This window comes from Paraburkholderia sp. GW821-FHT02A12, from assembly GCF_059422005.1.
This window is the reverse complement of record NZ_JBWKWA010000002.1, coordinates 576,490-599,549: the sequence shown is the minus strand read 5'-3', so window position 1 is coordinate 599,549 and position 23,060 is coordinate 576,490. Positions and strand designations below refer to the sequence as shown.

Here is a 23,060-nt window from a genome sequence, read left to right as displayed (position 1 = left end):
AATTGGCTGCCAGCGGCAATGAAATGAGCTAGCGGCTATACGATTATTGCCGATGCATTCGGTCTAAAGGAGACCTATGCCGCCATTCCGGTTATCCGAGCGAACGTCCAAGGCCTCCGGTGATGACGTGCGCGATCTTTCGATCTGATACGTCTTGCCGGACAGCGCTTGTTAGCACGCCGCTCGTGCTCCGATGAAGACTCCCGCAGCGCCCCGCTCGCTGGTCGCATAGGTCGACTCGCCGGTCATCGTATCGTTTGTCAGCTACGTGCATCGATTTCGCCGACAAGAATTTCCTCCATTGGGGCAGGCACATGGACGAAGTACCCCTGGATATAGTCAACTCCCATATCTTGCAGCAATGCCGCGACGGCTGATGTTTCGACGAATTCCGCAATCGTTCGCTTGCCGACGGCTTTTGCCACATCGCAGATACACCGGACCATTGCCTGATCAATGGGGTCATGTTCCAGATTGGTAATGAACTGTCCGTCGATCTTCAGATAGTCCACAGGTAGCGCCTTAAGGTAACCGAACGATGACGCGCCACTTCCAAAATCGTCAAGGGCAAAGTGTATGCCCCGCAATCGCAGCGACTGGATGAATTCAGTTGCAACCGACAGATTCGTGATCGCCGCCGTCTCTGTGACTTCAAAGCAGAGCTTATGCGTGTCAAATTGCAAAGCGTCAGCCAGATCCCTTACGTATCGATGGAAGGCGCGGTCGCCAATGGACTGGCCGGAGAGGTTCACCGCGATGCTATCAACGTGGGCCAACCGGTCGCGATGGTGTGTCATCCACGCGAATACGCATTCGACCACCCAGCGATCAATGCGCGAGGCCATGTGGAAACGTTCAGCCGCTGATAAAAAGACATCGGGCAGTATCAGATTCCCATCCGGCTCGCGCAGACGCAACAGGAGTTCGCACCGAACGCGGCTCTTCTCCTCGCGACCAAGTGCCCGTATGCGCTGGGCATATAGCTCGAAACGGTCTTCGTCAAGGGCTTGCTCCAGACGTGTGATCCACGGCATCTCGCCGTGTCGTGCAAGTACAACCTGGTCCGCGTCAAACCAGGCGTGCACCTGATTACGTCCGGCGTCCTTGGCGGCGTAGCATGCACTATCGGCCGCCGGGAGCACAGCCGCAGTCGTCGGCCAGCGATCGTCAATTGGCACCAGACCGATGCTTGCACCAATATGGAAGCGCCGCTCGTTATAAGCAAATCGAAATTCGTCGAGGTGCTCACAGATCTGGGAGGCAATCCGACGGGCCCGCTCCGTGTCGCACCGCTCCAGGATGACACCAAACTCGTCGCCTCCTAGCCGGGCCAGCGTGTCGGTTGCCCGGATACACTGGCCCAGTTGCTCCGACACTTGCTGGAGCAGCTGGTCACCGATCCCGCCGCCAATAAAGGAGCCGAGCGAATAGATGCTGACGGCGCGCCCCAGCTTCCGGGAGCGTGACCCTCAGTCGAGCTTAGCCAACCGATGCATCCGGATCGCGCCACAACCCGATTTCCTCTTCCGAACGAATGTCACGCCTGCCTTCCGTTTCACTCCAGACATGTTGACGACAGCCGCGACCCAAAACCCGTCTCAGTGTTGAGACAGGTTTTGCGGCACTTCACTTCTCGCTCGGTGCCGTCCGGCGGCACTTCACATTTACAGGAGCCTCAGCGCCAGCCTTACGCGCGCTGGACGTGTGGTGTGGCATGGGCTCGCGCACACATTTGCGAAACGGGCCTTTCCACTTAAATCGCTCCTCTGACGTGTAACGTTTGCGAAACATTAGGCGCCTGTTCGGCACTCACCGACCGCATTGGGACAACGCTGCTTCCCACGTAGCAAGCGTTTGCACCCTCATGGCACAGCCGTTGCGATATGAGCGTCAAAAGCGAGTCTGTTGCTTGCGCTATGAAGCCCAAAACAATCCAGGGCGGCGATATCAGAACTCGCACACTGGGGGAACGCTCTTGAAAGCTATACATCATTCAAGCATTGCTTGCGCGATGCTCGTGGCAACTTGCGCCCGGTCCTTACCCGCGCAGGCCACCCTTGGCGGAAGTGTCAGCAGTGTAGGCAGCGACCAGGTTCGCATGCATGCCACCGCACACAGCGCCACTTCGCAACCCGCATACACGGTGCATCTAATCACGTTGCCGTCGGGCACGGTGGTGCGTGAGTATGTCGCAGAGAACGGAATCGTGTTCGGCGTCGCGTGGGATGGGCCGACCCTGCCGAACCTGAAGGCTACGCTGGGCGTGGCTTTCGATCAATACGTCGCGGCCACCGCGACGCGCCGGGCAACCCCGCTTGCCGTCTCGAGCGATGCGCTGGTGGTGATCTCGGGCGGCCATTTACGGGCGTTCGCGGGCTTTGCATATCTGCCGCAAGCGGTCCCCGCTGGCATCGACGCCAGCGTCGTTCAATAGCGAGACGATCATGCGCAATCCAGGTTCGCTCGTGAATTCAGATTCGCCTCTTAAGCTACTCGTCGTTACATTGCTTGCCGTGTTGATTGCCGGATGCGGAGGCGGTGGTGGGAGCAGCAGTTCGTCCAGCACGTCGACACCAGCGCAGTCGCTCACGAATATGCCTCCCGCGCCCCAAGTGCTAGCCTCTAATGCAGCAGCGGTGACGGTCGATTTCGGCGTAATCGGTGTGCAGAATGTACCCTTCGTCAGCGTCACTGTGTGTGTGCCGGGTACGACGCAGTGTCAAACCATTGATCACGTACAGGTCGACACCGGCTCGGCAGGGCTGCGCGTATTCGCCGCGCAACTGCCGGCGTCTTTGGCGCTGCCGCAGCAGAAGGATGGCGCGGGCGGTCTGCTTGCCGAATGCATGCAGTTCTTCGATGGTTATATGTGGGGTTCGGTGCGGCTTGCCGATGTACAGATCGGCGGTGAAACAGCGGCAGCGCTGCCGATTCAGGTGATCGATCCGGGCTATAGCACGACGCCGTCGGACTGTAGCAGTCTTGGTGCGTCGCGCAACACCCCTACAACTCTGGCGGCTAACGGTGTGCTCGGCATTGGCGTGTTCAAGCACGATTGTGGTCCGAACTGTGTGCACAATGCAGTGCCTGCTACTTACTACGGTTGCGTCGGGACCACATGCACGTCGATCGCCGTCGCCGAAAAGCTGCAGGTTGCCAATCCGATTCCCTACTTCGCGACCAATAACAACGGTTCGATTTTGGTGTTGCCGGCCGCGCCGCCAAACGGCGAGGCCTCGCTCAGCGGGCAACTGGTGTTCGGTATCGGCACGCAGAGTAATAACGGCTTGGGCAGTGCACAGGTGATCGGGGTCAGTCCGTCCAACGGCACGTTCAGGACGGTGCAAAACGGCACGATCTATTCGAGAAGCATCATGGACAGCGGTTCGACCGGGCTCTTCTTTCAAACCAGCGAGCTGCCGATCTGCGCAAGCCCGAACAACGGGTACTACTGTCCAGCATCGACCCAGCAGTTCAGCGCCATGATTGAAGGTGTGAATGGTGTGACCAGTGTTGTCTCGTATGCCGTCGGCAATGCCACGGAGCTCAAGCTGATGCATGGCGGCGATGCAGTGATGCCGCTGCTTGCCGGTCCGGCATTCGTCACTCCGACGATCTTCGTGTGGGGCCTGCCGTTCTTCTTCGGACGTAACGTCTATGCTGCTGTCGAGCAGCAATCGACGCCCGGAGGAACGGGCCCATATATCGCGTACTGAGATACGCCGCGTTCACCTGCCATCACTCAGGCCGTCACCGTCTTATTGCTGAAGCTGGTGAGTAAGATCGCGTGATACGGAAATCCCCGGCACGCGATCATGTCGACAATTCGCGGGCGAGGTTATCAGCCACGCGCTGCGCTGGTAAGCTCGCTCTCAATTCATCCCGCGCAGTACGACGAACGGCTGTAGATCTCCGTCCGTGGCCGCTTGGGCTTTGTCGCGGTAAGGAGTAACGCCGGGCTGCAGTCTGGTCCCGATGGGTGCGTAGCAGAAAGTCAATGGTGTTGCAGTCCTTGCCGACGGCCAGTAAAAATGTCGCCATTCCCCCTTGACGCGGGTGTACATCTCGTCCATCCGCCAGCTCTTGCCAACCGACCGTTGGCGGCAGCGAAACGCATTCTCCAGCACCGGCAACAGCTTGATGGCCCAGCGGTGCGCCGTCGAATCCCCCAAGAGGACTTCCTTCGGGGCGTGATCAACCGAAACGCCGCGCTCAGCCATCATGTCTTCGAGGTCCCGCAGGCTCAGCGGATAGGCCAAATAAGTCAGGAGCACGTCGAACGGATAATGCAGGCGTTTGAGCACTCGGGCCGCTGCCGGATTCAACGCCCTCATCGAGCTTTCAGTCGTTCATCTTGTTCCGCACATCATCGCGGACCGCCTTACTGCGACAGAACCCAGACGTTTACCTCTGAGGAGGGAGCATTTGGCTCCCCCTCGTCAGGACGAGCCTGCTTTCATGTGCTGTTCAGTCAACATGTTGACCAAATCCGCCGCTTGCGTCCGCCACATGTTCCGATCGAATAAGCTCCGCTTCGGTCTTTCGAGGGGGGCTTCTCTGAGGCAACCCCACCCCTCGATCTTTTAGCCTGCCGCTCCCTTGGACGGCAGGTTCTTTTTCGTGGACCTCTTCTGTACCAGGCGGTATGGATGACGTCGGGAACTACTCGTGTGGAGGTTCGCGAAACACCAGAGTTACTGTCGCTCAGGAAGCGGGATGGTCAGATCGACGCACGCTCTGGTTTGAAAATCATCTAGCGGGCCTCCCCACCGCCGCCCTGACGGGCGACGGGGTTAAAGTGAGTTTGCCAAAACCGCTTTAACCGGAAGGAGGTCATGATGAACTATAGCGGCATTGACCTGCATTCAAACAACAGCGTGGTGAGCGTGATCGACGAAACGGACCGCGTGGTCGCTGAAAAGCGGCTGCCGAACGACCTGGCAAAGATTCTGGCGTACCTTGCCCCGTTGCAAGCCGAGCTGGCCGGCGTCGTGGTCGAATCGACGTACAACTGGTACTGGCTTGTCGACGGCCTGCAGACGGCCGGCTTCGTGGTCCATCTGGCCAACACCACGGCGATCAAGAAGTACGACGGGCTCAAACACAGTGGCGATGAGACCGACGCGCGCTACCTGGCCCACCTGCTGCGCCTGGGAATCCTTCCCACTGGCACCATCCTGCCGGCGAAGCACCGTGAGGTACGGGACCTCACTCGCAAACGCATGCAACTGGTACGCAGCCGCACCAGCCACATCCTCGCCGTCGAGAACACTACAGCGCGTCAGTGTGGCACGCGAATTACGAGCGATCAGGTCAAGCAACTGGACCCGGCGGCTGTCGACCAGCTGCACCTGCCAAACGACGTAGCGCTCGCGATTCGGGCGAACGTCGCGGTCATCACGACGCTCTGCGAACAGATCGCTATCGTGGAAAGGCATCTTCAGGAAGAAGTCGCGCCACATCCCGACTACGCCCTGCTGACCACGGTGCCCGGCATTGGCCGAACGCTTGCCACCGTCATCGTGCTGGAAACCGGGACCATCGACCGTTTCGCCTGCGCCGGTAACTTCGCTTCCTATGCGCGGTGCGTGAACAGCCAGCGCATAAGCAACGGCAAGAAAAAGGGTGAAGGTAATACCAGGAACGGAAATCCATACCTGTGCTGGGCGTTCATCGAGGCGGCCAACTTTGCGCTGCGCTTTAGCGCCGAAGCCAGGCGGTTCTACGAGCGCAAGAAAGCCAGGACCAATCCGGTAATCGCGCGCAAGGCACTGGCACACAAGCTGGCGCGTGCGTGCTTCCACATGCTGAAGGAGCGAAAGCCATTTGATGTGACCCGCTGCTTCGCGTAAAAGTTGCGACGGCGACCGGCAAGCCCCTGATCGTTGACTGGCGAAAAGCCACGCAATTGAATGGGATGCCGTGCCGCCGTCCCCCCGAAGTGCAGCAAAGCGGATCGCCGGCAACGCGAGCCAGCCCTGGATTGGTGCCGGACGTTTGGCAACCACGACTATTGTGCGAACCCAATGGACGCGTTGCGGCACCAAAGTTCTTCTGGGGTGGCAGAGCCACCAGGGCGACAGGCAACCGATGTACGCCGATCGCTTGAGCCTGATGGGTGTCTGGCGCGATCCGTCGCAGCCATGAATCGAAGAAACGGGTGCGCTCGGCTACTGCATTCGGTCAGTGCAATCGAAATCGGCTGCTCAGGCAGTCGAGGGTATTGTTTGCTCACTTGACACCGGGCCCGCTAATGGGTGTCAACGATTGTGACTGCCGTCCACGGCGATGGACGATCAGTTTCGGCGGGAGAATCGCACGACGCTTTCGAGGAAAGCATGCAGCTACCGAACGTAGACAATTTCATCAAAGACCGGAAGCACGGCGTCACGTACAACATTTGCGCCTATCGCAAACTTTCACGTCAAGAGATGACGCGCGCAATGCAAGTCTTCATTCAGCAACAGGGTGAGCGTCAACCGAAACCAGGAACAGTCGTCAAGATCTTTTCCCTGGTTGGTCTTGGTGACCAGTAGTCGTCGTGACGCTTCGGACGCCAATCGACGGACGTCGGGTACGTCCGCAAATCGCGCGCCACGCGGCCGATTGTGCCGCGAGCTGTGGAGATGCCTCGCCTGAGCCGTGTCGACGACGCCGTCTAATCGAAAATTGACAGCAGATCGACGATGTTCGTGTTAGGCAATCGCTTGGCAAGCATGTCCCAGAAGATCACATCGCGTATCGCGCTGGCATCTTCGGCCGTCTTCCACTCGCGCGCACCGACGATAGAATCGGCCGTTTCGCGAGCCGCGGAAACAATTGTCTGAATGTCTTGTTTGTGCATGAACCCGTTAACGGTCGCGCGCAGAGCTTATTTAGGTTCACGCGCAATCGTTTGCTAAAATTTTTTTATCCCACACAACCCTGCCTGCAACGATGCCAGTGCAGTGAACGAGCTGAACATCGCGCGTCACATAATACAAGCATTCCCTGTGCGCAAGGGGCCGGGAAACGCCTTCCGTGAAAAACCAGGCGAATCGCAAACGAACGCCTGCCGAACGGCTGCAGACCACATACGCAAAAAAGCCACCATTCGGCGGCTGGCGTGGCTCTAGAGTATTGAACAATCCGCAAGGCGATCGGCACGTTCAAAGCCTGCGGCCCGAACGACGCCGAGTCCCACGATCCCAGGACGTATTGTGATGCAGTGTCTTCGAACCGGCACAAGGCAGCTGCCCTATGGCGTAGATGGTCAACGATACGCGTGGCACGCCTTTGCAAGCGCATATCCTGAGGGGCTGAGCGAAATTTTACCTCTTCCGGTGTGTCGCACCGTTTTGAGGCGTTTATCGGAAAACTTCTGTCCGAGAAGACCAAGCCGTTGGACGTCGCCCCACGAATGGCCTGAGGCACCTACTTTCCCGGCGTCGGCAGTGGCGCTTTGTGACAGCGTGCGACGCGGTGCAGCGAATGCACCAATTTGGGTCAACATAGACCCAAATTGCATCACTTACGAGATATTTCGCTTGTAATGGTCAATTCACCGATATTGACAAACAAATATTCATCATCGCGCATAAATTTATAAAAAGATTCTCTATACACTCCGTCTCAATTTGTCGAGATATGCGCTGGGCATTCGAAATCTTGCCAATTCGCGGGGTAGAATCATAAATACAGCAAGGCTGCCCGCTATCTCGCTGCTCAGTGTCCTCAACAGCCAATGTGTTGGCTAATTCGGCCATTAAATACCGACAAGAGAATCATATGTATAGCATGCTCATATAAGAAAAAGACAGAGTCTTGGGGAGAAGACTTTGCAGACCACACATTTCCGGGGAAAACTAAATGGATTTGGTACATACTCTGCCATGCAGCGCCCGGCAAAGTGCCGTGCCGATGCAAACGAACGCGCTGACTCGTATCGACATCGCGCTGTTCAATGGGTTTGCACTGCCTACGGTCGCAGCAATCATCGAGATCTTCCAGAAGGCAAACGCGCTCGTCGCCGCACAGCGATCGGGCTGTGCACGCTACGACGTCTCGCTGCTTTCCGCCGCGGGCGGGCGCATCGCCAGTTCGTCATCGGTATTTGTCTGGACCGGACGACGTCCAGTCGCACCGAGACACGAATGAGACACATCTGTTGTTCATTGCCGGCGGTGCGGGCGTACAGCAGGCATGCCGCGACGAGCGGCTGAGCAACTGGCTGCGCCGCAGGCATCCGCTCAGCGAGATCGTGCATCCGATCGCGGAAGGCCAGTTGCTGCTGCAAGCAGCCGGGCTGCCCAGTCGCTACTGCACGCTTCCTTATGGCGGTAACGAAGCACACGGTCTGCATCCAGCGCGGTCGCTGACGGAAGCGCCGGGCGCCGTATCCACGGCGTTACGCATCGTCGAAGAGGATCTCGGGGCCGATTTGGCGCAGCAGGTTGCAGAGTCGATCGCGCCGCAATCCAATACACCTTTCACCTCGTCGGTCACGCTTAACGCGGCGCCGCAGATCAGCGAGAAGATCCTGGCGTCGGCACGCTGGCTGGAGGCGAACGTCGATCGTCCCATCTCAATCGACGATGCTGCGCAGATCGCGGCGATGAGCGAGCGCAACTTCCTGCGCCGCTTCAAGAGCGAGATCGGCATGACGCCTTCCGACTATCTACTTCGCGCACGATTGAACATGAGTTGTCGGATGCTCATTGAATCGCGTTTGCCAGTCGACAAAATCGCGCGCCGCTGTGGTATCAGCAGCGGCGGGCAGTTGTCGAAGCTCTTCAGGAAATATCTGGCGACGACACCGACGGACTATCGGATGCGCAACGAAGTGGCACTGTAAAAGGCCTCAAGCACAGGTGCCGGATCAACGGCATGAGTGCCCCTACTCCAAGCGGGCGCCACAGATTGCCCTGACAGTCTGCCGAGACGAATGAGTCCCTTCGCAGTCGCGTTGCCAGCCAAAGCAGACACGGCCAACACGACCGCGAATCTCGAAAAGAAGGGCCGCGCATGGATAGCGCCCGCCCGTTTTACGGAGCACAGCGCTTGACTATATCGGCCAACATTGTGGTTCATTCAGCCGTACTTTCATTGCCCGGGTACGGCCTCGGTAATATCAAAACCGGTCAACTCGTTCCTCAATTCCGAAGACCGATTGTCCCGAAGCGGCCGGCATCCGATGGCAACGTTCGAATGGGCGGCTTTCAATTTCAGATGGTTCAGGTGGATTAACGTACCAGGTAAATGGGAAGTTATGGGCGAGTTTATTCCAGAGTATCTGCTCCGCGAACAGGCGGTTGTAGGTGCGCTTGTAATATTCGGCGTTCTGCGCATTGTCGCCGCTGCTGTCGCTTTCGAGAAAGGCTGGCGCATGTCGGTCATGCAAGCTTATTGCATTGTGATCGCGGTGTTCTACTGCCTACCTCAGCTATTCGATCTGTCCACACACCTGTACGGAATGCAGGCCGCTGCTGTGGCCGCGGAGTTCGAGGGTAAGGCAGCGGGCGCTGCGATCGCACTCTTTTTCGCGCCCATTCTGAGTCACAGGCTCGGCTACGAATAGTTGCCCTTCACGTCTCGAGCCCTTGTTGTTCCGTTCATGGGTCTTCGCGGCAGAATCGCAAAGACCATCTTCATCCAATCCAGACCATCGCGACACGAAGCCTCAAATACTCTTCAGGCTTATTAGATCGATTTCGTGTTGGACAAAGGTTCTTTAGCGAGCGGCCGGCCCAGCTCCGTTGGGAACCTGAACCGGTCCGGTAGCCTAATTTTCTGCTTCCCCACGTGAAAGCTATTGCGTTGTGGTTCCCGTGCCGCCGGTGCCACCGGTTGCTCCACCGCCGTTGCCCCCGCCGGAGATCGGCGCTGCCGCCCCCGCCGCTGTCGCAGCGGCTGTCAACGACGCCGCCGGCTGACCATTCGCGGTGATCGCGCCAGCAGTCAGCAAAGTGTCCAGATCCGCATCCGCGCCGGGCTGCCCTGGCGTGAACGAAACCGTCAAGAACGAAGATGACGAAAGCGTTATCCCATACCGGGTCTTCATCAACTGGGCGACGGTCGCCTGTGCATTCGCGATCACCGTGCTGTTGGACAGCGCGCTCTGAAATGTTGCGTTGCTCGAGATTCCCGACAGCAGTCCACTAACCGTGGTTCCAAGCTGCCCGGCCAGATAGCTCAAGAGCAATTCGGTCAAGGGAGTCACGTTGTAGGTGCCCGCGCCGGCCGCAAACGAATGGAGCGCGGTGGTGCCGCTCGACGCAGTGATCGCACACGGTCCGTCAAACTTAAAGGTCGCGGAATACGCGCCGCTTGCGTTAGCCGTCGCACTGCCCGTACCGTTCTTGCAAGTCAGGACAATACTTGCGTTTGCCATTGCTGCGCCCACCGCGGCCGTGCCGCTCACCGTCGCGCCCGGCGAGTCACCGCTGCCGCCACCGCATGCGACCAGCGCACTGGTCGCAAGCACTATCGATCCGAACTGCAGCGTGCGCAGCGTGGCGCCGTTTAGAAGCTTCATCGCCTACCTCCAAAGAAAGTCATTCACAATTGACCGGCACCAACGCCGGTCCGTCGCTTACACCCTGCAAACTGTTTCCGCAGACGCCATGTGAAGGCGTGACGCGCGTCGATACTGCAGGCACACTCGCTTGCGGCTTCGGCTTCGTTTCCCCACTACCGGGCCGTCCGTAACGCAAGTACGCATCACGCATCCGGTAAAGCTGGGTCGAGAAGTACTCGCCGCTAAAGCGGCCCTGATTCAGCAAGAACTGCTGCGTGCTATACGGGAAGCTAATGTTCTCCGCCGCGTTGGTCCTCAGATAGTTCGTCGAACCAACCCGCGTGCGGAAGTCGAGACTGAACTGTTCAGAGCCGTACACCTGACTGATCCCGGGCTTCATGCCTTGACGCAACGTCAGCGGTAAGCTGATTGCGGCGCCCACAAACGTGCCCCGCCCGCTATGCTCGCCATGCACACTCACCGATACGTCGTCGAACCAGCGCGTCAGCGTCGCGACCGGCCCCTTATCTCCGCCGACAAAGCGTGCCACGCCCGCTTCGATCCACAGCTTCCAGGACGGCTGTACCCAGCGGTAGGTCAGCTCGGCATTCTTCTCACTCGGCAATGCGTCATGACCCGGCTCATGGTGCAAATAGGCAAGCCGCAAGCGAATCAGATCGGGGCGGCCCGGCACGAACACCGTTGTTTCGTTTTGCACGCCGACATACGAGTAATCGAACTTGCCAACCGACGCCACGTTGAAAACTTGCGGCATGATCCAGAAGCTTTGTGCCAATGCGACCGCATTCAGACCGCCACGCAGGCGGTAATTGCTGAACACGCGGCCTTCGTCCATGTTCCTGGTGTTGTAGATCGGTGCGATGTAACTCGCGTACAACTCCGCACCACGCCACAGCGGCACAAACCCTTCAATGTTGGCGCCGAGCGAAATGTCGAAGTTGCCGTACTCGGTGCCGTACAGGTAACGGACGATCGGTTCGATCTGAATACGCGTCAGCCCATGCGTGTGCTCGTTGCCATGCCATGCGATCGAATCCGCGTCGTAGGTCGGACGCGTGCGCATCGTCAGTGAAGCGCTGGCGGCCGTTGGTGCGCCGCCAGCAACGAACTGCGCAAATGCATCACGATCGACAATGACTTCGCCTAACGGCTCATTGGCCTTCTTAATCACCACGTGAATCTTGTCGGTACCATGCGGCGCATTCACGCTCGCCACGCCGAGCACAATGCCGAGCGCATCAGCTTCGTTCTGGTTGTAGCGATGGTTTTCGTACTCGACTACCAGATCGCGACCACTCATCCCGACTCGCACACGCTCGAGGCCGGCGGCAAACAGTTGCGCGGCGATCTCGTCGAGCGCGGAGGTATCCAGCGCTTCCGGAATCGCGGGGGACTGCCCATCCGACGATTTAGCCGCCGTCACGTCACTCAGCATCACAGACGCGTACGACTGCAGCGGCGGTACATAAGTAATCGGCGCTGCGGCCAGCGCGTTGTTGTTACCAATGGCAGTGCGCGTGTCCACCGGTTGCAGGCTGGCGAGGCGAATCGGGCCATCATCGCCGGCATCCGCGGTCTGGGCGGCTGGCACTTGCGGGCCCTCGCACAAGCCGTCTGCACAACGCGCACTGCTAAAGCGCTTGCCCAACGGAATCTGAATGCCCACCGAGAACGACGTGCGCGGCGACACTCCATTCGTCGAACGGATCGAACGCATGAACGTGCCGATCACGTTCGCATCGGCTAGCCAGCTAATACGCGGAGACTGATAGCGCACGCCGGCATAAGGCGTTTTCGAATCGTCTTCCGCGAGCAGCGACAACCCTGTGTTCCACAGCGAAACCTGTACGCCGCCGAACAAACCATCGAGGCGATCGCCCTGGCCGTATCCGGCAGTCAACGTCACCGGGCCGAATGCTTGCGACACCACGCCGTACTTCGAACGGAAGAAATGCGTCTGGCCGCCAATGTCGGTCACACCAAATGCAATGCTCGGCTGATACTTGAAGAATTTCGGCACTTCTACTTTAACGTCCGCCATCAGATGACGAAGAACAGTGCGATCCTCATTCGAAAAAGGAACGTGCACGTTAGCCGGATAGTTTGCTAGCCCAGCAGACAATTCCACGTAGGGCAGCAAACCCACAGCGCCCCAGTAAACCTGTGAACCCGTCGCCTGCTTTCCGTAGCGCGGATCGATGTAGTTGTTGTACTGCGCCTCCACCGTCCCCTCCGGCAGTGCAAACGCATAGGGAATCACCAAACCACCCACCTGCCCGAGCGCATTAAGCGCAGGGTCGGTCGCCTGCGCCGAAGCGGAAAACGCTAAAGCCGCAGCAAGCGCCAGCGCGCGCGGCGCCGATCGGAGTTGTTGTCCGCGCAAATTTTGAGTCATATTTTTAATTGTTTATATCAGTTCGCGTTGCTGTGGACCAACCCGTCGCGATCGCGGCGATTATCAGCCTATCTTGATGTTTAATACTCGACGTATCCATCACCAGCCCACTCGCAGATATGTCACGCCCACGTCCAGTTCAGCCGTCTCGTGTTGTCTTTCGCTAATTCTGGACGATGCCTCTCTTTTCATGCCACGCGCTTTCACAAAAACCCCATGGCTGGATCGGGTTAGAAAAATCTCCCTCGCATATCGGGCGAAATTGTCGATTCGATAAATAAGCATGCCGAATTATCTACGACGATCCTATTGATTTATTTCAATACGATGTGCCAATTTACTACGCACCAAAATTGCCGATTTGACGTTGAGCAGCAAAGAATATTGAACTGCCTGACACAGCGGCTTCCATGATTCGTTACAGCGCAGAGAAAAATCTATTTAGATTGCAGTGCATCATATCCAGATTGCTGCATGGCAGAATGCCGCTGACGGAAAAAGCTAACATGTTGGCGGAATACTCCATTTTCAACTCTATGCAGTGGAATCGGAGGCGAGTCGGCAAGATTGCATCCATGCCTTGTACTCTGCAAAGTACGCGTAAATTTCTTCCGTTTATGCCCATCTCAGTCTAATCCCTCCCCTCAAGGGACCTTTTCAGCCCGCCGGCCTCAGTCAGCCGGCTATTTTTGCCCTCATAAAACGTCCACCGCCGACCGATCAGCGTGCAGAGCCGGGCACGCACTGCGGATAGTGCCGCCACAGTTTGTCACAGGCGAGCCACTCGCTGATCATCGATGTGCATGACTACCAGCCGGCTTGCACTCAGCCTGCGTAATTGCGGCGAATGCCCGATTCGGACAAAGTCTTAACTATCACCGCCATTTGTGCGCCGCACCATTCTTACCGCTCGATACTAGCGACTGGCCGATTCGAGGGATCATCCCGGTCCGACGACACCCCTCGATTCTTTTTTGCCCGCCGACACCTCGTCCGGCGGGCTTCTTTTTATTTCCTTGCAATCACGTACGCGATTGCGAGCGCTTCAAGCTGCCCCTGCCCCCTCTCTCATGGCAGATGATCCTCCCACAATCAGTCGATGGCCAAGCCATGCGGCTAAGCAAGCAAGTAGGTGTTGGACAGGAATACCGACGGCGACGACGACGTCCCGCTGCCGGGAATGAATGCAGCGCAGGCCGTCGCCTTTCATCTCGCGCACTGCGCGGTGAGACGCCGCGCAACCGTCCAGCGTCCGATGCCATGACGCGCCGCGCTGCGGTTCACTTAAGCGTGGCCGCCCCGCGCCACCGTTTCCGGCCTGATCGGCCACATTAATACGTCGTTAGTCAGAGCAACGGTCAGGATGCTCGGTCGACCCGGTTCTCCGGCCGCAATCGTTGTCGCATACTCGTGCGCCGTTTCGGCATCCCCGGCTTCTACTGCGGCCCGGAATGCCTCCAGTTGGGCATTGAGTCGGATATCCCCCTCAATGTTCGGAAGGTTCGCCTCGATGAGGTCGATCGCTTCCCGATATTTGCCTTGACCACGCAACGCGGCCGACTCCTGAATGAGTTCATTCTCCGTCATCGATCATCCCCCCGCTTACCAACCCCGTTTCCAATTAATCCCGCGCCTGTGAGTCCTGTGCGCTACCAGTACGCTTCAACCCTTTGCGGTGTTCGTGTCATTCCTTGACGACCGGCGCCAGGGGGTCGCCATCCCTTCCGTTGAAGTGGGCCTCGCCTCCAATTCACCGGTCACTAACGCTATTTGCGTGTTCCCGTGCGCGCCGATTAAATACGTCGCCTTGATCTCTCGGCCTATTCTCTTTTTTCTTCCATCTCAACCGACTATCGGCCGGTGTACTGGCACTTGCGTGGCTCTTGGTTTTCAGACCACAAATCGGTCTTGTTGTCCGCAGATTCCAACACCTGACTACACGCGCATTTCCTGATGTGCGTTGTCCGCCCCCGCCCGCCATGTCGGCGAAGGATCAGAAAAGAGCTTACGCATTGGGCTGACGGGAAAGATGAGATTTCGAGGGCGCGGAAGCGCTCACGGAGGTCAATTAGGAATGGAATTATGAGCGAGCACCGACATGCCTGGAGACAGGCTGGCAAATATCAACCAGCCTTTGACGTTAACGGACACGATAAATCTTGGACCCGCCGCCGTGTGCATGCGTCGGCTAACTCTTCTACCAACGAATTCGCCCGCTTGGCGAAACAGCCGGCCACGGGTTCGAGGAGGGCGTCCATGTCATACTGAAAAGCGGCCTCAGCATCGTAGCGCGGGACCACCGAAATAAGCTTGCGTGTTCAGATGAACCTCCGCATCGGTCGTGATCTCTTCTTCCGTGGCCCACCGGTACGTCGTGTGTTGCAGGTTGGGCAGGCTCGCAAGTTCAATAGTGCCCCGCAGCTTGTACCCGAGTACAACGTAATGAGTCGAGATGCCGGATTGACCACTAAAATTGTCTTCGTACAGATGTTCGTACACGCCAAGAAGGTCAGCGTCGGCCCGTCTGAGGTCGGCTCGACCAAGTTCCTCGCTTGCGATCCGGTGAAAGGCGTCGTCAAGGCGTTCGTTCTTGCGAATGCGACCGCCCGGGACAAACCAGAAGCCTTGAGCGGGTTTGTTGACGCGGCGCCCGAGAAGATAACCGCCCGTCTCGTTCTCAATGATAAGGTCGATAGCCACCAGTGGTGTTGCATCGACGACATTCAAGAACATAAGGGTTGGAAGCATGGTCATTCAGCAGAAAATGATCGAGAAGAACGTTGTTATGTGTGAGGAACGCATCACAGATTGCGTGCGAAAGCGTCGATCAACGCGCGTGCCCTGTGCCGATATGACTTTGAGATAGACATCGCACGCATACTTTCGCTCACCGAAGACGTGCGTAACCAGCCAAGTGTACGTTGCAAGATTGGGCCCTGTCCGACAATCTTGGGACCTTATCCGCCGTCTTCTCGTCGCTTATCTCGTCAATGCAGCGCTACGTTACTCACGTAATGAAACTTGACGCCGCGCTATGCGGTGAATGTCACGCGCAGTCTCATAGAAGTGCGCGAAAGAACCTCGGATATGGTTGATATGTGAACTGCTGACCAGCAATGCAACAGCGCCGTGAAAGAGAGAGTGGTGCCTCCGTATAGAGGCACCACCGCTGCAAAACACCCTTCATTCACCAGAATCTTCCAACCGTCCGCTCCCTACTAGCGAAGCGAACACTCTCGCTGCGCATCCGCCAAGCTCGCCATGCCGATAAAACCTTGACGGAAAAAGAAATTATCTTGTCGCCTTGCGCCAGATATTCCCGAAACAGGTTTCGTTGAGTAAAGATGCGAGCTCGTCGGACCGTTACGCCTTCGGACAAGCCGATCAGGCGAGCAATTGCATGCCGACTCGCAGAATATTTCCACTTTCTACGCGCACCAGAATCCATGAAAGTCACTATCGTCGGAACAGGTTATGTCGGTCTTGTTACCGGAGCATGCCTCGCGGAATTGGGTAATGATGTGCTGTGTCTCGATGTCGATGCCGCGAAGATTGAAGAGCTAAACAGCGGTGGCGTACCCATCTACGAACCCGGTCTGTCGGAGGTGATCGCACGCAATCGCGACGCCGGTCGTCTTACGTTTTCCACCGATATCGCGAAAGGGGTCGCACACGGCGATATCCAGTTCATCGCGGTCGGAACCCCACCCGATGAGGACGGCTCCGCAGATTTGAAGTACGTGCTTGCTGCCGCGCGTAGCATCGGCCGGCACATGGACTCATTCAAGGTCGTTGTAGATAAGTCGACCGTACCGGTGGGTACTGCAGACAAGGTGCGCGATGCGATCAGGGAGGAATTGGCGGCACGCGGCAACGACGCACAGTTCGCCGTGGTCTCGAACCCTGAGTTTCTCAAAGAAGGCGCTGCGGTAGAGGACTTCATGCGCCCTGATCGTATCGTATTGGGATACGATTCCGACGTCCCGGGGTTGCGCGCGAAGAGCCTGATGGAACAGCTCTATGCACCGTTTAACCGCAATCATCAACGCACCCTGTGCATGGACGTGCGATCGGCCGAGTTCACCAAGTACGCGGCCAATGCAATGCTCGCCACACGGATATCCTTCATCAATGAACTCGCGAACCTGGCGGATCGCGTTGGCGCGGATATCGAACATGTCCGTCGCGGCATTGGTTCTGATCCACGCATCGGTTACAGCTTCCTGTACGCCGGTTGCGGCTACGGTGGCTCCTGCTTTCCAAAGGACGTGCAGGCGCTAATGCACACCGCCAACGAACACGGCATGGAGCTGAACGTCCTGGCTTCGGTCGAGTATGTGAACACCCTGCAAAAGACGGTGCTGTTCGACAAGATCAAACAGCACTTCAACAACGCACTTAATGGCAAGCACTTTGCCATTTGGGGCCTCGCTTTCAAGCCGAATACCGACGATATGCGAGCGGCGACCAGCCGGCAACTGATTGCGGCATTGATTCGCAGTGGCGCGTCGGTCAGCGTGTACGACCCCGTTGCCCTTGACGAAGCCCGGCGGCGCTTGGCGGAAGACCTCGGTCCCGACGACTACGAGCGTGTGACCTTTGCGAAAGAGCGCGACGTGGCGCTCCGAAATGCTGACGCGCTGGTGATCTTGACCGAATGGAAGGAGTTCCGCAGCCCGGATTTCGAGCAGATGAAAGAAGCGCTCAACGACACGGTCGTATTCGACGGACGCAACCTGTATGACCCAAGCGTGATGAGGGATAGCGGCTGGAAGTACTACACGATCGGACGCGATGCGGCCCACTCTACTTCCCGGTAACGCAGTGGCCATGAATCAGAATCGTATCGGGCTCAACGCGTTTGCGCTGCTCCACGGCATCGCGCGGATCAGTACGTACACAGGTGCGAGCCGACTGCAAGTTCGCGTGCGCCGATTCAATCTGTTTTGGCGCGACGCTGGCGCTGCTGAGCAGCGCCAGCATTTTGACTCGCGTATGAATATCTGCTTTATGAAAGTTCAACTGATCGCTGCGGTAGCGGCCGCCGTGGCTGCCATCACGTGTTCATCGGCGTACGCGCAAAGTAATCTGGACTCGATGCGAGCCCAATATTCAAGCGCCAAGCCACCGCGTGGTGGGCAGGCTGGTTCAGGTTCGTCCTTGAGCCCCCTGCTTGGATCGCCTCCGGACTACGAGGCGGACTATCTTTCAGGTAATGACGCCATGAGTTCAACCCGGAGTCAAACTTCCGCACGGGATGGCCAAACGCGTAATACAAAGCCGTCGCAGAGCGCGCGCATTAGCTCCCTGTACGGCGCGCCCAAGGACTACGAGGATAGCTACTCGGCTCACTTTGGAAACCAAACTGGAAAAATGGATGGGGCGCGTCATTTGACGAGCTACGGGCTCGCGGCGGTCGAGGGTTTGTCGTCGCCTGAAGCGGACAGCGGCGGGCGAGCTTTGGCTGGGAGGGGGACGTCACGACGGAATGCTGGAGGCGTACGCAGCGGTCAATCGGGCAACAGCGATATGTTCGGGTCTTCGATGGCGGCGCCCGAGTCGTCTTTTGTTACGCGATCTGATTCACCTGGCGGCGGAGATACGACCGCAAGCTTCTATCGGCCGCCATGGTAGCGCTTCCGGCGCACTCCATCCGAGCGAGTCACCTGGTAACGCAGCCTACGTTCCCATACCGTCTAGACAGTTGACGAACCGCACGCTTTCACGGTGTCTGTGGTTTTCGCTTTCAGCCGCCGCCGTAGTTGCTCGCAGCAGGATTCGTTAGGGATGACTCGCACGCCGATAGCGCCGGGTCGTTCGAGCAGATGCCACCGCAATTCTTTTGAAGGCGGCCAGTGGTGCGCTCCTCGCCCCGAAATATTAACGAGCAACGATCCTCGATAGCGTCAAGATGAGGTAAATCCGTCACGCTTTACCACCCACAGTCAAAACACGGACGCTGACCTCAAGATCAGACCAGATAAACGATTGGCGATGGCTTCAGCAACAATCCGATGAGCGAACGGTCGAAGATGGATTCCGTCGAAATAAATTTCCGAATTCGGGTGGCTAGCTAGCGCCTCGGTCATATCCAAAAACGGGACCTGCTGCGCCCCGACCCACTCTACCAACGATTGCTTTTCCGAGCGCCAGTGATCCGCCTCCCACTTCCCACCCATTGCGGGCACAAAGACCAGTAGAAATCGAGAGCCGCTACGCATCGCAAGGTCACGTGACGCAGCAATGTTTCCAAAAACCTGTTCAACGGGAATCCTGTCGGCGTTGTCGCCCGTGGAGCCGGGGTCAGCTGCACGGGCAAGCATCCCTAGCCTCGGAAACGCATAGCGGTTGAGCGCTTCCAAAATCGCAGAAGACGGACGTCTTGTCGGATAGCTCCCTGTCCCATCTATCCGGGCCAGTGGTTGAATGAGGTCACCGGTATTCAAGACCAAAATCACCACATTGGAGTCGAAAATTCCACGTGACGCGAGGTAGCCGAACTCGTTACCTGACGCCCAGCCTGGGGCAGATGCGTTGAGGCTTTCCCAACGTTCGCTTCCTCGACCATTCAGCAACTGCGGCACCAGCGCAGGGAAGATTGAAGACTGAGCAACCCAACTGGGACCGAACGTCACCGAATCACCAAGAAACATCATCCGAAAGCTACCTGGACGCCGTTTGGCAGAGAAAGCGTCAGACCGCATTGCATATTGATTTACCGTAATATGCGCGCCGAAGCGCGTAATGTCCTGACTCGGAGCAACCGTATATCCAGCGTAACGGTCCTGCACATAGAGTAGAGGGGATCCCAATCCACAACCAAGGCGCAAACCAACCTCCACGACGACAAGGATAGCCCCGGCAATCATAAGCCCGCGTCTATACCACATGAATCAGGACCCCCAAGAAATTGAAAAGCGCAGTCTGTTTGGAACGCGTGATATCGCTCGTCTCAGTTCCGCTCTGCATTGTTTTTTCCCTTGACCAGCCGAATTTTGACCCTGTGCATGACGGTGTCCGGAGACTATGCGGGGTCCGCATAACCAGTGCCTCGCGGCTGCGTCGGTTCAGGATGTTCATGACCGTACCGTGGGCGGAGCATCTGCGCGTCGAGAAGTCGTGAGGCGCGAAACATTTCAAGACCTTTTGAATGCGCCGCGACTAGCAGCCCCAATGCCAAACCATAAATCAATCCGGAGAATCGCGGACCCAATGGGTTTCCGCCGACCGTCGTCGCAACCATGCCGCAAACGACCATCAGATAGCGCCCCATGCTTGGCGAGAATTTAGCGTCGGTAAATACACGTCGCCAACGTCGAAAGGCGATTGAACATCGGTACAGTGCGTACAACAATGCAGCCGGCAATGCGACACCAAAAACAACTCCACCGGCGAAGAATTGATATACCCAGAAATTGTGACCAGCCTGCCATGCATTAATAGACTCCAAGTCTCCGCGCTTGGAAAACTCCAACATTTCAAGAATATAGTTCTCAGAGTAGCCAAAGTGGTGCCCATAACCCATCCCGGTGAGCAAAGATGTGACAGTTGACGTGACCTGATCGTACTGATCCTGCAGTTCGGCCAAACGACTAAGCGTTGTCGGGTCCTTACCGCTTTGCGTGCCTTCGGCAAAGAAAATCCGTTCAGACCAGTGGGCTAGCACAGATGGAATGAACCACGTCGCTCCTGCCGCAACAGCGCCGCCCAAGGCCGCGGCCACGATAACAGTACGAAGCAGTGACTTCGCCAGATGACGGACCGTCGGCGCTGCCAGCCACGTTGCAAAGCAAAATAGTAAGACAGTGCCAACGAGCAAGCTCCTCGTCACACTCAAAAGCTCGATAACCAAGGTAGCGACGAAGAACATTGAGGCAACCTTGCTAGGCCTGCGTCGCACGACAATCTCGTAGAGGAGAATCCCTTGAAATCCAAGTAGCACAGGAGAAATGATCCGGTAGCGAACTTCATCTATCGAACCACCAGTTGCTATTCCAGACCCGAAGCTTGCCACCATCGACAGCGCCATGGCGGCAAAGATGTACCGATGAAAGGACTTCATTCTGTCCTCGCTCCACGGATGGCATCCGACCAGGTATCCAATGAGAAACAACACAAATGGCAATAGTACGCGCAGGTAATCACCGAAATCGTTCCCCTGGAGGAACTGCGGCACAATGCTCCCGACGACAGTTAGCATTAGCGCGGTTCCCACCAGCGATCGGAGCTGTGATTTACTGTTGAATCGAGGGCCAATTAGAGCGAGGAAGAAACCAACGATGAGTGACGGCGCAACAAGCACGTATTGGAGCATGTGACTCTGATTTTCGTCTGTACTCTTATAGTCGAACGCCAAAGGCAATAGAAACAACATTACTAACAATGGCACGCTCTTTCCGCGCATTTTCTACTTCCCCGATGTATTAGGTTCTTCCGCGTTAGCGGGATCGAAGTGCGTTAAGGCGCATTCCCGCGTCATGGCAGCGCTTCGTACTGCGTCAGGATCCAACCGGCGGCGGCATTAGCATCTCGGCGCCATGTGAAGCGGATCACTACCCGGTCGCTCCTTACGGTGGACTTCTTCGCACCCCCGCACTGAATCGTAAGCCAATTCTCGGCGTTCACCGCACCATACAATCGAATTTCATAATACAACCCGTTGAACATCATATTAGCGGCAGCGGGCAACTCAAGTGTGCGAGGCGAAGTAAATGGCGTCTCGAACGACAGAATGTTTGGGTCTCCGAGCGTGATGGTGTAATCCACATCGCCCAAATTCCTCGAGACACGGTCGTTCCTGTATTGATCAAGCGTTAAAGTGTCCCCGGTCCTCGTCGCAGCATTGTCACAGATCTGCCAAGGTTGACTGCTGAGCGACATGTCGCTCACCCGCATGCTCCCCTTTGCTCCGCTAATAACGAAGACTCTTCCGCCCAATTCCGTTGCACTTGCTACAAGCGTATGGAGGTCAAACATGCCTGTCGGTCCACCCACTCCAGTAGCGAACAGCGTTATCGCGCCGCGCTCAGGATGAAGAACCATTGCATTACCGCCGATATGGAATTGCCCAATTGTGACGTGCGCACTAGGACCGACTCCAATTAGGTTGACTGCATCGCGATAGACGCCATTTTCTAGTTTAATCGCACCGATCGTGCATACGCTTCCAGCCTGGATCGAAAAAAGCTGCGCGCCCCGCTGCGCGGCGATAAACTCAATCGTGTCTATGACCCAGTTGTATCCGCGCACATCGTTGAACACCGGGCCAACCATGTTATGGCAGTCGACGAAGAAGCGACCCCACCTGTTGTTTGGCACGCCATTGACACACCCCGTCCACTTCATCGCTCCCGCGCTCAATCCCCTTTCGAATACAAGTTCGTCCCATACACCGCCCCACGGACCACCGATCCCCGGCTTCACCCTGATGGCATACGATCCACGTGCGAAACGTAAGCCCGTCATCGAAAACTCACACGCCATTTGCGAGAACAGGATCGGGTTAGCGTTCTCGTTTGTCGCCGGCTGATCGTTCAAATAGTCGAATTCGATATTTGAGATCCGCCATGTATGGATCAAAGGCTTTGAACCGGTCGGCCCAATATCCAATATAGGCACGTTGTCTGCGGTCTGCAGTAGACGAGTTCCGCCCGCAATGTCGCCCTCAATCGCCCATTCGTATCCAGCGGGTATGACCAGCGGGGCGCTGATGCGATATACCCCGGCGCCAAGGGTGCCACGCCTGTTGCTCGCCACAAGTTGATTGATCCAGTTCTGAAGCGCTACCGTATCATCAGTGTTACCGTCGCCTCTCGCACCGCCTCGCATCCGTGCGCTAAAGCTTTCGAACTGAAGCACGTCGAGCGGCGCATGGGCCGCATCTGAGTTGGCTGCGGCGTGGCTCGCGACACCGAATCGACCGAGCAGTGCAAGACCAAGTCCTATTCGACCAAACCGTGCTAGTGCGACCCGGCGGGTGAACTTCATGCGCGATTAGCCTTACCAAGAAGAGGTTTCGAATCGTATCAAGCGACGTGTAGTGCAGGTAGTCCGTGGCGTAATGCGCCAATAACTAGGCGTTAGATGTCCAGAAATTCCCAATACGACCCAGTTCCCCAATTGCAATTTGCCAATCTAAACCCTAGCAGT

General features: G+C 57.1%; 16 protein-coding genes and 2 pseudogenes. 8 read left to right on the top strand and 10 right to left on the bottom strand.

Annotation, left to right across the window (positions count from 1 at the left end; genetic code table 11):
• Positions 1 to 260: 260 nt before the first annotated feature.
• Positions 261 to 1,400: a putative bifunctional diguanylate cyclase/phosphodiesterase gene (locus AC07WT_RS23870; RefSeq protein WP_494951023.1), complete on the bottom strand. Its 1,140-nt coding sequence runs from the start codon at positions 1,398 to 1,400 to the stop codon at positions 261 to 263.
• 611 nt (positions 1,401 to 2,011) lie between these two features.
• On the opposite strand from AC07WT_RS23870, the gene AC07WT_RS23865 reads away from it, so the two are divergent.
• Entirely contained in the window at positions 2,012 to 2,434 is a 423-nt protein-coding gene (locus AC07WT_RS23865) for a DUF2844 domain-containing protein (protein ID WP_494948842.1), read from the top strand.
• Between the two features lie 10 nt (positions 2,435 to 2,444).
• Positions 2,445 to 3,716 carry a DUF3443 domain-containing protein gene (locus AC07WT_RS23860; RefSeq protein WP_494948841.1) on the top strand — a complete coding sequence of 424 codons (1,272 nt, stop codon included), beginning with the start codon at positions 2,445 to 2,447 and terminating at the stop codon, positions 3,714 to 3,716.
• 232 nt (positions 3,717 to 3,948) lie between these two features.
• Here the strand turns inward: AC07WT_RS23860 and AC07WT_RS23855 are convergent.
• Positions 3,949 to 4,334 (bottom strand): annotated as a pseudogene (locus tag AC07WT_RS23855) (DDE-type integrase/transposase/recombinase); the annotation flags it as partial.
• Positions 4,335 to 4,838: 504 nt separating this feature from the next.
• On the opposite strand from AC07WT_RS23855, the gene AC07WT_RS23850 reads away from it, so the two are divergent.
• Positions 4,839 to 5,852, top strand: coding sequence for an IS110 family RNA-guided transposase (locus tag AC07WT_RS23850; RefSeq protein WP_494951022.1), 1,014 nt, complete (start codon positions 4,839 to 4,841; stop codon positions 5,850 to 5,852).
• A 486-nt stretch (positions 5,853 to 6,338) separates the two neighbouring features.
• Positions 6,339 to 6,536 (top strand): hypothetical protein, encoded by a 198-nt coding sequence (locus AC07WT_RS23845; protein ID WP_494948840.1) that lies wholly within the window; start codon positions 6,339 to 6,341, stop codon positions 6,534 to 6,536.
• 122 nt (positions 6,537 to 6,658) lie between these two features.
• On the opposite strand, the gene AC07WT_RS23840 is transcribed toward AC07WT_RS23845, so the two are convergent.
• Entirely contained in the window at positions 6,659 to 6,844 is a 186-nt protein-coding gene (locus tag AC07WT_RS23840) for a hypothetical protein (RefSeq protein ID WP_494948839.1), read from the bottom strand.
• Positions 6,845 to 7,848: 1,004 nt separating this feature from the next.
• On the opposite strand from AC07WT_RS23840, the pseudogene AC07WT_RS23835 reads away from it, so the two are divergent.
• Positions 7,849 to 8,833 (top strand): annotated as a pseudogene (locus AC07WT_RS23835) (GlxA family transcriptional regulator).
• 414 nt (positions 8,834 to 9,247) lie between these two features.
• Complete coding sequence (locus AC07WT_RS23830) at positions 9,248 to 9,556, top strand: hypothetical protein (RefSeq protein WP_494951021.1); 309 nt, start codon at positions 9,248 to 9,250, stop codon at positions 9,554 to 9,556.
• Positions 9,557 to 9,787: 231 nt separating this feature from the next.
• Here AC07WT_RS23830 and AC07WT_RS23825 read toward each other — a convergent pair whose 3' ends face one another.
• From AC07WT_RS23825 to AC07WT_RS23810, 4 genes are all read right to left on the bottom strand, one after another.
• Positions 9,788 to 10,513: a carboxypeptidase regulatory-like domain-containing protein gene (locus AC07WT_RS23825; RefSeq protein ID WP_494948838.1), complete on the bottom strand. Its 726-nt coding sequence runs from the start codon at positions 10,511 to 10,513 to the stop codon at positions 9,788 to 9,790.
• A 19-nt stretch (positions 10,514 to 10,532) separates the two neighbouring features.
• A complete protein-coding gene (locus tag AC07WT_RS23820; RefSeq protein WP_494948837.1) occupies positions 10,533 to 12,911 on the bottom strand; it encodes a YjbH domain-containing protein in 2,379 nt (792 codons plus the stop codon).
• 1,284 nt (positions 12,912 to 14,195) lie between these two features.
• The gene (locus tag AC07WT_RS23815) at positions 14,196 to 14,498 is read right to left on the bottom strand and encodes a hypothetical protein (RefSeq protein ID WP_494948836.1); all 303 of its coding nucleotides are present in this window, start codon (positions 14,496 to 14,498) and stop codon (positions 14,196 to 14,198) included.
• A gap of 690 nt (positions 14,499 to 15,188) precedes the next feature.
• Positions 15,189 to 15,659 (bottom strand): GDP-mannose mannosyl hydrolase, encoded by a 471-nt coding sequence (locus tag AC07WT_RS23810; RefSeq protein ID WP_494948835.1) that lies wholly within the window; start codon positions 15,657 to 15,659, stop codon positions 15,189 to 15,191.
• Positions 15,660 to 16,357: 698 nt separating this feature from the next.
• Between AC07WT_RS23810 and AC07WT_RS23805 the strand changes: the two genes are divergently transcribed.
• Entirely contained in the window at positions 16,358 to 17,731 is a 1,374-nt protein-coding gene (locus AC07WT_RS23805; RefSeq protein WP_494948834.1) for a UDP-glucose dehydrogenase family protein, read from the top strand.
• 10 nt (positions 17,732 to 17,741) lie between these two features.
• Positions 17,742 to 18,545: a hypothetical protein gene (locus tag AC07WT_RS23800; RefSeq protein WP_494948833.1), complete on the top strand. Its 804-nt coding sequence runs from the start codon at positions 17,742 to 17,744 to the stop codon at positions 18,543 to 18,545.
• A 311-nt stretch (positions 18,546 to 18,856) separates the two neighbouring features.
• Here AC07WT_RS23800 and AC07WT_RS23795 read toward each other — a convergent pair whose 3' ends face one another.
• The 3 genes from AC07WT_RS23795 to AC07WT_RS23785 all read right to left on the bottom strand — a co-directional run bounded on the left by AC07WT_RS23795 (position 18,857) and on the right by AC07WT_RS23785 (position 22,898).
• Entirely contained in the window at positions 18,857 to 19,780 is a 924-nt protein-coding gene (locus AC07WT_RS23795; RefSeq protein WP_494948832.1) for an SGNH/GDSL hydrolase family protein, read from the bottom strand.
• Positions 19,781 to 19,935: 155 nt separating this feature from the next.
• On the bottom strand, positions 19,936 to 21,225 hold the full coding sequence (locus AC07WT_RS23790; protein WP_494948831.1) for a hypothetical protein: 1,290 nt from the start codon (positions 21,223 to 21,225) through the stop codon (positions 19,936 to 19,938).
• A 161-nt stretch (positions 21,226 to 21,386) separates the two neighbouring features.
• Positions 21,387 to 22,898 (bottom strand): hypothetical protein, encoded by a 1,512-nt coding sequence (locus tag AC07WT_RS23785; RefSeq protein ID WP_494948830.1) that lies wholly within the window; start codon positions 22,896 to 22,898, stop codon positions 21,387 to 21,389.
• Positions 22,899 to 23,060: the final 162 nt, after the last annotated feature.

What these genes read in the sequence shown, in the direction of transcription:
- AC07WT_RS23865 (WP_494948842.1), top strand. Translation starts at nt 2,012, where the DNA reads ATGCTCGTGGCAACTTGCGCCCGGTCCTTACCCGCGCAGGCCACCCTT.
- AC07WT_RS23860 (WP_494948841.1), top strand. Translation starts at nt 2,445, where the DNA reads ATGCGCAATCCAGGTTCGCTCGTGAATTCAGATTCGCCTCTTAAGCTA.
- AC07WT_RS23850 (WP_494951022.1), top strand. Translation starts at nt 4,839, where the DNA reads ATGAACTATAGCGGCATTGACCTGCATTCAAACAACAGCGTGGTGAGC.
- AC07WT_RS23845 (WP_494948840.1), top strand. Translation starts at nt 6,339, where the DNA reads ATGCAGCTACCGAACGTAGACAATTTCATCAAAGACCGGAAGCACGGC.
- AC07WT_RS23840 (WP_494948839.1), bottom strand. Translation starts at nt 6,844, where the DNA reads ATGCACAAACAAGACATTCAGACAATTGTTTCCGCGGCTCGCGAAACG.
- AC07WT_RS23830 (WP_494951021.1), top strand. Translation starts at nt 9,248, where the DNA reads ATGGGCGAGTTTATTCCAGAGTATCTGCTCCGCGAACAGGCGGTTGTA.
- AC07WT_RS23825 (WP_494948838.1), bottom strand. Translation starts at nt 10,513, where the DNA reads ATGAAGCTTCTAAACGGCGCCACGCTGCGCACGCTGCAGTTCGGATCG.
- AC07WT_RS23820 (WP_494948837.1), bottom strand. Translation starts at nt 12,911, where the DNA reads ATGACTCAAAATTTGCGCGGACAACAACTCCGATCGGCGCCGCGCGCG.
- AC07WT_RS23815 (WP_494948836.1), bottom strand. Translation starts at nt 14,498, where the DNA reads ATGACGGAGAATGAACTCATTCAGGAGTCGGCCGCGTTGCGTGGTCAA.
- AC07WT_RS23810 (WP_494948835.1), bottom strand. Translation starts at nt 15,659, where the DNA reads ATGCTTCCAACCCTTATGTTCTTGAATGTCGTCGATGCAACACCACTG.
- AC07WT_RS23805 (WP_494948834.1), top strand. Translation starts at nt 16,358, where the DNA reads ATGAAAGTCACTATCGTCGGAACAGGTTATGTCGGTCTTGTTACCGGA.
- AC07WT_RS23800 (WP_494948833.1), top strand. Translation starts at nt 17,742, where the DNA reads ATGAATCAGAATCGTATCGGGCTCAACGCGTTTGCGCTGCTCCACGGC.
- AC07WT_RS23795 (WP_494948832.1), bottom strand. Translation starts at nt 19,780, where the DNA reads ATGATTGCCGGGGCTATCCTTGTCGTCGTGGAGGTTGGTTTGCGCCTT.
- AC07WT_RS23790 (WP_494948831.1), bottom strand. Translation starts at nt 21,225, where the DNA reads ATGCTCCAATACGTGCTTGTTGCGCCGTCACTCATCGTTGGTTTCTTC.
- AC07WT_RS23785 (WP_494948830.1), bottom strand. Translation starts at nt 22,898, where the DNA reads ATGAAGTTCACCCGCCGGGTCGCACTAGCACGGTTTGGTCGAATAGGA.